12 protein-coding genes and 2 tRNA genes are annotated in these 12851 nt (G+C 70.5%); 11 read left to right on the top strand and 3 right to left on the bottom strand.

What is annotated here, in order from left to right; translation table 11 throughout:
• Positions 1–4 precede the first annotated feature (4 nt).
• On the top strand, positions 5–3244 hold the full coding sequence (locus tag FDA94_RS20125) for an ATP-binding protein (RefSeq protein WP_137248622.1): 3240 nt from the start codon (positions 5–7) through the stop codon (positions 3242–3244).
• Here FDA94_RS20125 and FDA94_RS20120 read toward each other — a convergent pair.
• Positions 3231–3848, bottom strand: coding sequence for a hemerythrin domain-containing protein (locus tag FDA94_RS20120; protein WP_137248621.1), 618 nt, complete (start codon positions 3846–3848; stop codon positions 3231–3233). The two genes, FDA94_RS20125 and FDA94_RS20120, sit on opposite strands and share 14 nt — an antisense overlap.
• Positions 3849–4019: 171 nt before the next feature.
• Here FDA94_RS20120 and FDA94_RS20115 point away from each other — a divergent pair, with 171 nt between their 5' ends.
• The 10 genes from FDA94_RS20115 (at position 4020) to FDA94_RS20070 (ending at position 9539) form a co-directional block, all read left to right on the top strand.
• Positions 4020–4184 (top strand): transposase, encoded by a 165-nt coding sequence (locus FDA94_RS20115; protein ID WP_246060051.1) that lies wholly within the window; start codon positions 4020–4022, stop codon positions 4182–4184.
• A gap of 53 nt (positions 4185–4237) precedes the next feature.
• The gene (locus FDA94_RS20110) at positions 4238–4675 is read left to right on the top strand and encodes a hypothetical protein (RefSeq protein WP_137248619.1); all 438 of its coding nucleotides are present in this window, start codon (positions 4238–4240) and stop codon (positions 4673–4675) included.
• Positions 4676–4756: 81 nt separating this feature from the next.
• A tRNA-Thr gene (locus FDA94_RS20105) sits at positions 4757–4832 on the top strand.
• Between the two features lie 191 nt (positions 4833–5023).
• Positions 5024–5097, top strand: a tRNA-Met gene (locus FDA94_RS20100).
• A 75-nt stretch (positions 5098–5172) separates the two neighbouring features.
• On the top strand, positions 5173–5337 hold the full coding sequence (rpmG, locus tag FDA94_RS20095) for a 50S ribosomal protein L33 (protein ID WP_030921771.1): 165 nt from the start codon (positions 5173–5175) through the stop codon (positions 5335–5337).
• Positions 5338–5755: 418 nt separating this feature from the next.
• Positions 5756–6205, top strand: a complete 450-nt coding sequence (locus FDA94_RS20090) for a MaoC family dehydratase N-terminal domain-containing protein (RefSeq protein WP_137248618.1) — start codon at positions 5756–5758, stop codon at positions 6203–6205.
• A gap of 2 nt (positions 6206–6207) precedes the next feature.
• Positions 6208–6636: a MaoC family dehydratase gene (locus FDA94_RS20085; RefSeq protein ID WP_137248617.1), complete on the top strand. Its 429-nt coding sequence runs from the start codon at positions 6208–6210 to the stop codon at positions 6634–6636.
• A 20-nt stretch (positions 6637–6656) separates the two neighbouring features.
• Positions 6657–7727 (top strand): glycosyltransferase family 2 protein, encoded by a 1071-nt coding sequence (locus tag FDA94_RS20080; protein WP_137248616.1) that lies wholly within the window; start codon positions 6657–6659, stop codon positions 7725–7727.
• A gap of 10 nt (positions 7728–7737) precedes the next feature.
• Positions 7738–8766: a UDP-N-acetylmuramate dehydrogenase gene (locus tag FDA94_RS20075; RefSeq protein ID WP_137248615.1), complete on the top strand. Its 1029-nt coding sequence runs from the start codon at positions 7738–7740 to the stop codon at positions 8764–8766.
• A gap of 200 nt (positions 8767–8966) precedes the next feature.
• A complete protein-coding gene (locus FDA94_RS20070; RefSeq protein WP_137248614.1) occupies positions 8967–9539 on the top strand; it encodes a TMEM165/GDT1 family protein in 573 nt (190 codons plus the stop codon).
• Here FDA94_RS20070 and FDA94_RS20065 read toward each other — a convergent pair.
• A complete protein-coding gene (locus tag FDA94_RS20065) occupies positions 9532–12378 on the bottom strand; it encodes an ATP-binding protein (RefSeq protein WP_246060050.1) in 2847 nt (948 codons plus the stop codon). The genes FDA94_RS20070 and FDA94_RS20065 overlap by 8 nt on opposite strands.
• A gap of 102 nt (positions 12379–12480) precedes the next feature.
• Positions 12481–12639: a hypothetical protein gene (locus tag FDA94_RS39320; protein WP_157520055.1), complete on the bottom strand. Its 159-nt coding sequence runs from the start codon at positions 12637–12639 to the stop codon at positions 12481–12483.
• Positions 12640–12851: the final 212 nt, after the last annotated feature.

Here is a 12851-nt window from a genome sequence, read left to right as displayed (position 1 = left end):
CATCATGGTGCGATTGCGGGTTTTGGGGCAGCTGACGGCTTCCGTCGGAGACGCCTCGGTTGAGCTGGGAACGTTCCTTCAGCGGGCGGTGGTGGCCCGGCTGGTCGCCGAGGGCGGGCACATCGTGTCGGCCGATCGGTTCATCGAAGACCTGTGGCGGGAGCAGCCGCCGCCGAAGGCGCTCGGCGCGTTGCAGGTCTACATCTCGAACCTGCGCAGGATCCTCGAACCCGGCCGGGCGCCCCGCACCCCGGCCACGGTCATCGTCTCGGCGCCGCCGGGCTATCGGCTCCAGCTGAAGCCAGAGGCCGTCGACGCCTGGTGGTTTCCCAGGCTGGTCGACGAGGCGGTCGCCAAGAACGACCCGAACGAGCGCATCAGGCTGCTCGACGACGCCCTGGCCCTCTGGACCGGCCCGGCCTTCGCCGAGTTCGCCGACGAGGAGTGGGCGGTCGCCGAGGCGGCGCAGCTCGACGAGCTCCGGCTGGTCGCGGTCGAATACCGCGTCGAGGCGGCCATCGCGCTGGGGCGGCACGCCGAGATCGTGGCCGAGCTCGACCGGCACGTCACGGCCCACCCGCTCAGGGAGAACGCCGTCCGGCTGCTCGCGCTGGCCTACTACCGGGCCGGACGGCAGCCCGAGGCGCTGGCGGTGATCCGGCGTACCCGCGAGACCCTCGCCGAGGAACTCGGCGTCGATCCCGGGCCCGCGCTGCGGACGCTCGAGTCCGACATCCTCCACCAGACCGAGACCCTGCAGTTCACGCCGCCGCCCGAGCCGATCAGGGTCACCCCGGCGCGGGAGGCCGAGAAGGAGATCATCGGCCGGCAGGCCGAGCTCGACCGGCTCACCCGGGCCGCCGAGCAGGCCATGACCGGGTTCCGGGTGGCGTGGCTCGGGGGAGACGCCGGGTCGGGGAAGTCGACCGTGGCCGCCGCCCTCGCCAAGGCGCTCCAGGCGCGCGGCTGGGCGACCGCGGCGGGCCGCTGCCCGGAGACCGTCGGCGGCGTGCCGCCCGCCTGGGCATGGTCGGAGGTGCTGCGGAGCCTCGTGCCGGCCCGGCCGCCGGCGCCCGCCCTGCTGCCCAAGCTCGCGCCGTTGCTGGCCGACGACGCCGAGCCGGTCGGGCAGTTCTGGCTGGCCCGCGCGGTCGGCGACTACCTGGCCGAGCTGACCGCGCCGCTGCTGGTCGTGCTGGAGGACGTGCACCGGGCCGACGACGAGACCCTGCATCTGCTGCGCCATCTGGCCACCCGGCTGGCCGGCACGCCGGTCATGGTGCTGCTCACCCACCGGTCCGACGAGACGACCACCGACCTGATGGCCACCGGCGCCGCGCTGGCCGCGCAGACCGCCGAGCACCTCACCCTCGAAGGGCTGGGGCCCGACGACGTCGCCCGGTTGGTCCTCGACCGTTCGGGCGTCTCCATCGGCCCGGCCACGCTGGCCGTGCTCAGCGAGCGGACCGGCGGGAACCCGCTGTTCGTCTCCGAGACCGCGCGGCTGCTCGCCGCCGAAGGCATGACGGCCGTCTACCGGCTGCCTCCGGGCGTGCGTGACGTCATCCGGCGGCGCATCGCCCGCCTGCCCGCCACCGCGCAGACCACGCTTCGGGACGCCGCCGTCGTCGGCCGCGACGCCGACGCCGACGTGCTGATCGCGATGCGGGACGCCGACGAGGACACCGTGCTCGACGGGCTGGAGGCCGGGGTGCTGTCGGGGCTGCTCACCGAGCCGCACCCGGGCCAGGTCAGGTTCGCCCACGTGCTGGTCAGGGAGACCCTCTACGAGGACATCCCCCGGTTGCGCCGCACCCGGCTGCACGGCAAGGTCGTCGAGGCGCTGGAGGCGACCCGGCCGGGCGACACGGGCGCGCTGGCCCACCACGCGCTGGCCGCCGCGACCGCCGCGACCGCCGCCCGCGCCGTCTCCTACGCGGCCAAGGCCGCGGAGAAGGCCACTTCCCTGTACGCCCACCGCGAGGCCGTCACCCTCCTCAGCGGCGCCGTCGAGATCGCCCCCGAAGACGAACGCCGGCTCGACCTCCAGTGCCGCCTGGTCTCCGCCCTCGCGCACGCAGGCGACGTCAACGCCGCCAAGAGGCTGCGGAGCGAGGCCCTGCCGCTGGCCCGCCGCCTCGGCGACCGGGCCGCCACGATCCGCCTGATCACCGCGATCGACGTGCCGCTGATCTGGAGCATCGTCACCGAGCACGTCCTCGACCACGACATGGTCGAGGCCATCCACGACGTGCTACCCGGCTCGGAGGGCGAGACGCGGTGCCGCCTGCTCGTGGCCCTGTGCAACGAGACCGAGCCCTACGGCGGCGAGCGGCTCGAGCGTGACAGCACGGAGGCGATCGAGATCGCCAAGGGGCTCGGCGATCCGCTGCTGCTGTGCATGGCCTACAACGCGCGCTACTGGGCCTGCGTCCACGCGGGCAAGAGCGCGCGGCTCGACCGGCTGGCCGACGACGTGATCGAGGTGGCCGAGGCCCATGGGCTGCAGGGATACCTCACGCTGGCCCGTTACATGAAGATCATGGTGGCGCTCTCCCGGGGCGACCGGGCCGAGGCCCGCCACTACGCCGCGCTGGCCACCGGCAGCTCGACCAGCGGCCAGTTCACCCACCTGCTGGGCGTCTTCGCCCTGCTCGACTCGATCGACCTCTACATCGAGGGCCGCTTCGACGAGGCAGAACAGGCCGCCGCCGCGCTGGCCGCGCAGCTCGCCGCCATCGGCGACGGCAACGCGCTCGCCTACGGCCTGATGGCCCGGCTGGCCATCGGGATCACCCGCGGCGACATCGGCACGCTCATGGACGAGTACGAGGCCGTCTGGAAGGACCTGGACACCGTCCACGAGATCTACTCGCGGGCGCTGGTGGCAGCCGGGCGGATCGAGGAGGCCCGGGCCCGCTGGCGGCCCGACGAGCTGCCCTTCCCGGGCGTCTACCAGTCGCTCGTGCTGACGATGCGGGCGCAGACCGCCATGGCCCTCGACCACAGCGAGGGCGTCCGGCAGACGTACGCGCAGCTGACGCCGCTGGCCGGTGAGATGGCGGGGCTGGCCAGCGGCTCGATCACCCACGGGCCGGTCGACCACTTCCTCGGCGAGCTGGCCCGCTACCTGGGCGACGAGACGGCCGCGCGGAGCCACTACGCGGCCGCCGTCGAGGTCGCCGAGAGGGTCGGGTCGGCGTTCTGGGCGGACAAGGCACGGGAGGCGCTCACCCGAAGATGAGCCGCTGCCGCCGCCGGTGACCGGGGCGCAGCAGGGCCAGCATCAGGGCGACCACGGGGCCGCCCATCTTCCTGATGCGCGCCATCTCCTCGGGGGTGGCGTACTGGCCGATCCAGCACAGGTCGAAGCGGATGTCGCCGCCCTTGCGGATCTTCGTCTCGGCGTCGGCCCAGTCCTTCTCGGTGACGTACTGGAGGACGACCGGGAAGATCCGCCGCTCCTCCTCCTCGATGTGCTCGTCGAGGAGCTCCGAGAGGCGCTTCAGGGCCAGGTGGAGGGGTTTGGCGTCGCCGCCGGCGGCGAAGGCGTTCGCGGCGGCGTCGGCCTCGTTCAGCAGCGGGTCGAGCAGCGAATGGTCCTCGGTCAGGTCGGACAGGTCGGCCGCGGCGCCCGCCGACCGCTCGATCAGCGGCCACACGATCTCGTCCTCGCGCGTGTGGTGCTGGTGGATGGTGTGGGTGATCCGGCCCACGAAGTGGGCGATCGCCTTCGCCCGCGTGGGCGTGGTGGCGGCGAGGTGCTCGGTGAGGGCGACCAGACGGTGCAGGTCGCCGCGCATGGCCCGGTGGATGATCCGGATGCCGGTCAGATCGGGGGTCGTCATGCCTCCGACGATGCGCCCCGGTACTTAGCGGAGACCTGGGGTCGACTTGGTGTGGCCGGTGGGGCGAAAAGCGAGACGCGGACGGCCGAAGGCCGGTCGTGGCTCGCGTTGCGAATCTGCCCAAAGTGACGGTGTGGGGCGCTAGTTTGTCGGGCTATGAGGAGTCGATGGGTGGGGCCCGACGGCTACGCGATCGTGCCCGGGTTGTTCGGTGACCGTCAAGTGCTCCGCGTCGAACGGCATGGCCGCCACCTCGCCGACTGCTTCTCCGTCGACGAGGTCGCCCGCTTCGTCGACCTGGCCGACCTCTGCGAAGTCGTCTCGCTGCGGCCATAACAAACACCCCCAGGTAACGGTGATTTCCCGACCCGGCCGTTTACCGTCGAGACATGCGCCTGGTCACTGTGCTCGCCTTCTGCGTCGCGCTCGTCGCCTGCGGCTCCGCGCCCGACGGCATCCCGAGCCCGACGCCGCCTCCCGCGTCCACATCGTCGGCTCAGGACGTCTACGTGCTGAACTTCTTCGGCGACGAACAGGGCTCACCCGCCCAGAAGCCTGCTGACCTGGTCATCTCCGAGTTCTCCACCATGAACAAGCTCCTGTGGGACAAGTGGGGTCCAGACACCGCGGTGGGCCGGGGCAAGCTGACCGGGAGCTGGTGCCTGCCCGACTGCCTGGAGCGGCCCTACGAGGCGAAGATCACCCTCACGACGCCCGTCGGCAAGGCCGGCCGCACCTACTTCACCAGCTACTCCATCGAGCCCGACGACGTGCAGTCGGCCCAGGAACAGGGCGCCGACCTCGTCGGGACACTCCAGACCCCATAGCCGTCCGATTGGATTTCGCATCCACTGCGGGGGACGTGTATGGTTTACCTGTCCGGGAGCGCGAGAGCGAACACCGGGCCCGCCCCTATAGCTCAGTCGGCAGAGCGTCTCCATGGTAAGGAGAAGGTCAACGGTTCGATTCCGTTTGGGGGCTCCAAAGCCAACAGGTCCTATCCGATGAATTCGGGTGGGGCTTTTGGCTTGGCGGGTGAAAAACCAATCCCCGCGAAAGTGATTTGAGGATTCACCCGTGAATTCTCAAACCCGTTCCCCGGCGAAATACCGCGTGTGTGGCACTCGCATGGGTCGGGTATCCTTGCGTGGCCGGTCAGTTTTGGTCGGCCTCCAGGCGGAGTAGCTCAGTCAGGCAGAGCAAACGGCTCATAATCGTTGTGTCGCCGGTTCAAGTCCGGCCTCCGCTACTACCCTTCCGGGCACCCTTCACAGGGACCGGTTCGGGTTGTCCAGTAGTCCCAGACGTAGAAAGGCACTCCCACGTGGCTGCCACCGACGTTAGGCCGAAGATCACGCTGGCCTGCCAGGAGTGCAAGCACCGCAACTACATCACGCGGAAGAACCGGCGCAACGACCCGGATCGGCTTGAGCTGAAGAAGTACTGCCCGAACTGCAAGACTCACCAGGCTCACCGCGAGACCCGCTAGTTCACGATGCCCGGCGGCCCCCCAGCCGCGGGCGCGACGTGCTTGAGGCAGATGTACAGCGCGAGCGACGTTCGGCCTTCGGCCGTTCGCGTCTCTTGTCTGTGAGGCAAGTTCAAAGCGCGAGCCACGACCGGCCTTCGGCCGTTCGCGTCTCCTGTCTGTTGGGCAAGTTCAAAGCGCGAGCCACGACCGGCCTTCGGCCGTTCGCGTCTCCTGTCTGTTGGGCAAGTTCAAAGCGCGAGCCACGACCGGCCTTCGGCCGTTCGCGTCTCGCTTCTCACGCGAAAACCGGCGACGCCACTCAGGGCCGCCGGTTAGTCGCGTTTCCATCGGCGACACCTCCTCGGTTATCGGCCCGTTCCGCCGTACGGTAGAACTGGTCGTCCAGCAGCACTGATCAACGACGAGGAGCGCCCCGATGGCGTTGAATCGCGACTTCATTGGGCGGGCGTACTCGTCGCCGGCGCCCTACGAGGTCAGCCGCCTGAAGATCAAAGAGTTCGCCGCCGCGATCGGCGACGCGAACCCGATCTACCGTGACGCCGAGGCCGCCAAGGCCGCCGGGCACCCCGACGTGGTCGCCCCGCCCACCTTCCCGATCGTCTTCGCCCTGGCCGGCGCCGGCGAGGGCCTCAACGACCCCGAGTTCGGGCTCGACTGGTCGATGGTCGTCCACGGCGAGCAGCGGTTCACCTACGACCGGCCGATCTACGCCGGCGACCGGCTCCTGTGCACCTCGACTATCTCCGAGATCCGCTCGGTCGGCCGCAACGAGTTCATCACCGTGCGGGGCGACGTGACCACGGTCGACGGCGAGCCCGTCTGCACCAGCTTCAACATGCTCGTCGAGCGCGGAGGGGCGAAGTAACCATGGGCGCAACCATCAAGTGGGACGAGGTCGAGCAGGGCCAGGAACTGCCCGCCGCCGAATACCAGGTCCACCGCGTCAACCTGGTCATGTACGCCGGCGCCTCCGGCGACTTCAACCCCATCCACTGGAACGAGCGGCTCGCCAAGTCCGTCGGCCTGCCCGACGTGATCGCCCACGGCATGTACACGATGGCCCAGGGCGGCCGTTACGTCACCGACTGGGCCGGCGACCCGGCCGCCGTCGTCGACTACGGCGTGCGGTTCTCGTCGATGGTGGTCGTGCCCGACGACGACAACGGCGCCACGATCAGCATCTCCGGGACCATCGAGGAGAAGCTGCCCGACAAGCGGGTGATCGTCGTGCTGACCGCCAAGTCGGGCGACGCGCGCGTGCTCTCCAAGGCCAGGGCCGTAGTTCAGCTCGCCTGAGCCTGGGTAGCGCTCCCTAGGTGAGCAAACCACCGCCGAATGTCGTCGAAATCGCCGAACGCCGTGCCGCCGCCCGAGCCGACAACGACTTCGAGGCGGCCGACCGGCTGCGCCACGAGCTCGTCGAAGAGGGCTGGGACGTCTACGACACGCCCGCCGGCGGCTTCGAGCTGACCGAACGCCCCCGCTACGAGATCTGGCCGAGCGTCCGGTCGATCCCGGTGTCGTCGATCGTCGAGGGCCGCCCGCCCGGCGAGCCCGACGTGAAGTCGACCGTGCCCTACCCGGGCTCGATCACCGAGACCGCGCTCAACGACGCGGGCACCCCGTCGATGGCCGCCTCGCAGGCCCTCTGGGACGGCGCGCTGGCCACCTCCCGGGTCGACCGGCAGATCGACATCCCGAAGCTGACCGCGTCGGTGGCGCTGCTGGTCGACGGGTGGCCCGACGACGTGCGGGCCTGCGTCTCGGCGGTGCTCGCGCACAGCGACGCCGGGATCATCGCGCTCGACCTGGGCAACGTCGAGGGCGCCGGCGACGTCCTGCACGAACTGGCCGAGGCCAACCCCGACCGGATCAGGGTCTGGCACGTCGCCGAGAAGCCCCACTGGCGTGGCGGCACCGCCGAGTGGGGCCCGGCGCGGACCAAGCTGCTCCAGCTCGACACCGCCGACGTCCACGTGGTCATGGACTCCTCGACGATCCTCGAAGGCGACGCCATCAGGCCGCTGCTGCGGGCGCTGGAGGTGCCCGACGTGGTCGGGGCCGGGTGGAAGGGCGTCGAACCCGAGCCGGGCGGCACCGAGTGGCGCGACGCGGGGGCCGGCGAGGTCCCGGCGCTGCTCGGCTACCTGTTCGCCGTCAACCGGGCCAAGGCCCTGCGGATCGGCGGATTCCCGGAGCACGCCCGCTTCTACCGCAACGCCGACCTGGAGTTCTCCCTCATGCTGCCGGGGCGTCTGGTCGTACCGGAGAAGGACCTGCCGGTGCGTCAGGCCCGGCACCGGGGCTATTTCGACACCGAGGCCGGATACCGCGACGAGGAGTCGAAGCGGACCTACGACAGAGTGCTCGCCCTGCTGCGCCGTTAGGCTGGCGGCCATGGAAGAGGGGGTACGGCTGGCGCCGTACACGACGTTGCGGCTGGGCGGGAACGCGCGGGCCTTTGTCATCGCCGAGACCGAGGAGCGGCTCGTCGAGCTGGTCTCCGAGGCCGACCGGCGGGGCGAGCCGGTGCTGATCCTGGGCGGGGGGAGCAATCTGGTGCTCTCCGACGCCGGGTTCGACGGCCTGGTGGTCAAGGTCGGCACACGCGGGATCGTGACCTACGGCGGCCTGGTGACGGCCGCCGCCGGGGAAGACTGGGATCCGCTCGTCGAGCGCTGCGTGGCCGAGGGGCTGTCGGGCGTCGAGTGCCTGTCGGGGATCCCCGGCCTGGTCGGGTCGACCCCGATCCAGAACGTCGGCGCCTACGGCCAGGACGTCTCCCAGACCATCGTGGCCGTACGCGTCTTCGACCGCCGCCGCCGGGAGATCCTCGACCTGGAGGCCGCGGAGTGCGGGTTCGCCTACCGCGACAGCGCCTTCAAGGGCGCCCTCGACCGGTTCGTGGTGCTGTCGGTGACGTACAACCTCGAGAACGACGAGCTCTCGCAACCGCTGGCGTACGCCGAGCTGGCCAAGAGCCTGGGCGTCGCGCCCGGCGAGCGGGTGCCGCTGGCCCAGGCCCGCGCGCGGGTGCTGGAGCTGCGCCGGGGCAAGGGCATGGTGCTCGACCCCGCCGACCCCGACACCGTCAGCGCCGGGTCGTTCTTCACCAACCCGATCCTGGGCCGGGCGCAGGCCGACGAGCTCGAGAAGCTGGCCCCCGGCTATCCGCGCTGGCCCGCCGGCGACGACGCCGTGAAGGTCCCGGCGGCGTGGCTGATCGAGAACGCCGGGTTCCACAAGGGCTACGCGAAGGGCCCGGTCAGGGTGTCGACCAAGCACACCCTCGCCCTCACCAACCCCACCGGTGAGGCCACGGCCGAGGAACTACTGGAGCTTGCCCGAGAAGTCCGAGATGGGGTCAAAGCGAAGTTCGGGGTGACCCTGGTGAATGAACCCGTGATGATAGGCGTTAGTCTGTGAGACAGCCCGAAGGGGAGTAGTCCACAACACCGCCGGTCGACACACTGACGCACGCGTTCGATGAAAAGCGTGCGTCCGGCCGCGGAGGCCCGTGTGGCGGACGAGACCTTCGGCCCGACAGTGTTCCAACGCTGCCGGGCCGAAGCGATGCTCCCCGGCAGAACTCGGCCCGGTCGCGCTGATGCGAAAGGCGACCCCGAGTGGAAGCGTTCTGGATCTCCCTCGCCGTGATCTTCGTGGCGGAGCTGGGCGACAAGAGCCAGCTCATGGCCATGACCTTCGCCACCAGGTTCCGGCCCCTTCCGGTCCTGGCCGGCATCACGATCGCGACGACCGTCGTCCACCTGTTCTCCGTCGCACTCGGCGGTCTCATCGGCGACCACCTCCCGACCACCGCGATCTCCATCGTGGCCGGCATCGCGTTCCTCGGCTTCGCGGCCTGGACGCTGCGCGGCGACTCCCTGACCGACGAGGAGGCCGAGAAGGCCAAGCGGGCCACCAAGTCGGTGCTGCTGGCCGTGACGGTCGCGTTCTTCCTGAGCGAGCTCGGCGACAAGACCATGCTCGCCACGATCACCCTGGCCACCCAGTACGGCTGGGTCGGCACCTGGATCGGCTCCACGGTCGGCATGGTGGCCGCCGACGCCCTGGCCATCGTGGTCGGCGGGCTGCTCGGCAAGCACCTGCCGGAGAAGTGGATCAAGTACGGCGCCGCCGGCGCGTTCGCGGTCTTCGGGGTGCTCCTGCTGCTGGAGCCGCTGTGGGCTAGTTGAGCAGCGACATCCGGTGGGCCGCCGCGGCGGCCTCGCCCCGGGTCGAGACGCTGAGTTTGGCCAGGATGTTCGAGACGTGGACGCTGGCGGTCTTCGCCGAGATCGTCAGCGTCTGGGCGATGTCGCGGTTCGACCGGCCCTCGGTGAGCAGCCGCAGCACCTCGACCTCGCGCGGGGTCAGCAGGGCGGCCGTCTCGGCGGGGGTGTCGGTCAGGGCGATGCCCGACCGGCGGGCCAGCGCCTCGATCTGCTCTCTCATCGGGGCGGCGCCCAGGTCGGTCGCGATGGCGTGGGCCTCCCGCAGCCGCAGGGCGACGCCGTCGCGGCCGGGGCCGGCGGCGGCCATGATCAGGTTGCGGGCCCGCTGGTAGGGGCGTTTCAGTACGGCCCAGCAGGCCGCCGCGCCGTCGAAGTCCTGCCGGCACTCCCGCTCGTAGGCCTCGCTGACCGGGCCCTTGGCGATCATGGCGGTACGGAACTCCCCGGCCCGCTCGCGCAGGGCCCTGGCCCGGTTGGGGCTGACGGGCAGCGCGGCGTCGCTCACCCGGTAGATCATCGCCAGCAGGCGCCAGCCCAGCATCGGCTTGCGCGACAGCGGGATCGCGCCGAGGGCGATCTCGGCCCTGGTCAGGGCCGCCTCCGGGTCGCCCGTCAGCAGGTGCCACTGCAGGGCCAGCCGGGTGTTGAGGGTGCGCTCCTGCGTCCAGTCTTCGGGACGGCCGGTCAGCGCCCCCACCTCGGTCAGGTCGGCGAGGGTCTGTTCCATCTTGCCCCGGGCCATGCCGATCTGGGAGCGGACCCGCAGCAGGTGCCAGCGGTTGAGCGGGGACGGGTCGAAGATCAGTGACCGGGTGATGACGTCGAGGGCCTCGTCCCAGCGGCCCAGCGATTCGAGCGCCTCCGCCCGGTTGTTGGCGATGAAGACGCCCTGGTTGCGGTAGCGGCCGTACTTCCTGGCCAGTTTCTCGCCCTCGACGGCCAGTGCGACGGCCTCTTCGGAGCGACCCAGGTTCTCGAGCGCGTCGACGTTGTTGGCCAGGGCCCGCAGCACCACCTGGCCCGACTTCATCCGGGTGCCGATGGCCTGGGCGCGGGAGTTGGTGGCGATCGCCGCCTCCAGGTCGTCGCTGATGGAGTGGCCGAGCGCGAGGTTCATCAGGAGGTCGGCCTCGCGGCACTCGTCACCCATCTCGCGGGCGTTCCTGAGCGCCTCCTGGGTCAGCGCGGTGCCCTCGACGATCTCGTCGGCCATGATCAGCAGCGTGCCGAGCCGGGTCAGGACCAGCGTCCGGGTCTCGCTGGGCAACGGGACCAGTCGTTCGGCCCGGCGCAGGTCTTCGATCGCGCCGGGGCGGCCCCGGTGCTTCTTGCAGTTGGCCATCCGGACCAGCAGCCCGGCGACCCGTTCGGGCGCGGTGTGGTCGTCGAGTTCGGCCAGCGCGGCCTTCGCGTACTTGCGCGCGCGGTCGATCTCGCCGGCCGCGTAGGCGCCCTCGGAGGCCCGCTCCAGCACGGCGGCGTGGTCGGCCCCGATACGCTGCGCGGCGTCGGGGACCTTGTCCCAGAGCATGAGCACCCGTTCGAGGAGCTGCACCTTCTCGGTGTACGCGAACGCCATGTGCGCCTTCGCCGAGGCGTCCCAGGCCGAGATGAGGGCCCACAGGTCGTTCCTGGCCGAGTGCCAGTGGTGGGCGATCTCGATGGCCGCCCGTCCCTGCGGGACCAGGGTGCGGTCGCGGTCGATCTCCTCGGCGAAGCGGGAGTGGAGCCGGGTGTGCTCCCCGGGCAGCAGTTCGTCGTGGACGGCCTCGCGGATCAGCGCGTGCCGGAAGGTGTAGGCGCGGCCGTCGCTGATCTGGATGACGTTGCCCGCCACGGCGGGCCTGATCGCGTCCTCCAGATCGGCCGCAGGCAGGCCGCTGACCGCGCAGAGCAGGTCGTGGCCGACCCGGTTGCCCCCGGCGGCGGCGATCCGCAGCACCCGCTGGGTCTCCTCGGGCAGCCGCTCCACCTGGCCGATGATCAGGTCGTGCAGCGACTCGGGGAGGGTCTCGCCGCCGATGCAGTCGAGCAGCGCCTCCACGAACAGCGGGATCCCCGCGCTGCGGTCGAAGACCGTCGAGACCCGGCTGTAGGCGGGCGTGGTGCCGAGGATGCCGGCCATCTGGCGGGCCACCTCGTCTTCGGTGAAGCGGGGCACCTCGATCTTGGCGATCCCGCCGACCCGGTTGAGCTCGGCGAGCACCGGCCGGAGCGGATGGGTGCGGTGAAGTTCGTCCGACCGGTACGTCAGCACCATGAGCATCGGAATCGCCGAGACGTTCCGGCTCAGGAAGGCGATGAGGTCACGGCTCGACCGGTCGGCCCAATGGATGTCCTCGATGACCAGGACCATCGGGCGGCGCTCGGCGAGCCGTTCCAGCAACGTCAGTATCTGTTCGAACAGGCGGGCCCTGGCCGTGTCGGTCTCGACGTCGCCGCTCGGCTCACCGAACTCCGGCAGCAGCCGGGCCAGGTCTCGGGCCGCGCCCTCGGGCAGCAGCGCCGCGACGTCCGCGGCCCCCATGTCGCGGACGAGCTGGCGCAGCACCGCCGTGAACGGCGCGTACGCGAGACCCTCTGTTGACAGCTCGACACAGCCGCCGACGAAGACCTGCGCTCCCACGGCGGCGGCCTGCTCGGCGAACCGCGTGACCAGCCGGGTCTTGCCGACCCCCGCCTCGCCGCCCACGAGGACGGCGGCGGCGGCCTGCTCACGGGCCTGGTCGAAGATCTCGCCGAGCGACTTCAGCTCGGTCTCCCGTCCGACGAAGACGGGGCTCACGGCCCGACCCATCATGTCGTCCAGCATGTCACGCCTACTCGGTGGGATTCGCGCCTATTTACGGGGGTTGAGATGCCAGGCCGGGAGGGAGGTTCCGGCCTGGCATCTTGACGCGCGTCACTGGGAACGGAACTTGCCGAGGCTCGCCCGGAGCCGGTGATGCCCGCCCCGCTCGCGCGCCTTCTCCGCCTCACGGACGCGGCGGTAGGTGGTCGCCTCGTTCTGGAGCTCGGCGACCCGGTTGATGATGATCTGGTAGTGCAGCTCGGGAGCCATCTGGCTTCTCCTTGTTCTTGTACGTCTTGCTTACACACTCAAGATTCGTCCTAAGACCCCCTCCGTCACATCGGGCGGATGCCTTATCTCCCGTGGGTGGGGTGTGGATTCGTACCTAAGACCCTTCTTAGGCCGGTTGTGAGATGTGCCAAAAACGGACCCGCAGTGTGGTGAGCACCCGGTTTGGCATCGTTCGGCCAGGTCGGCGATGC

It is taken from the genome of Herbidospora galbida, from assembly GCF_005233835.1.
Taxonomy (GTDB): domain Bacteria; phylum Actinomycetota; class Actinomycetes; order Streptosporangiales; family Streptosporangiaceae; genus Herbidospora; species Herbidospora galbida.
This window is presented reverse-complemented; position numbering and strand designations above follow the sequence as displayed.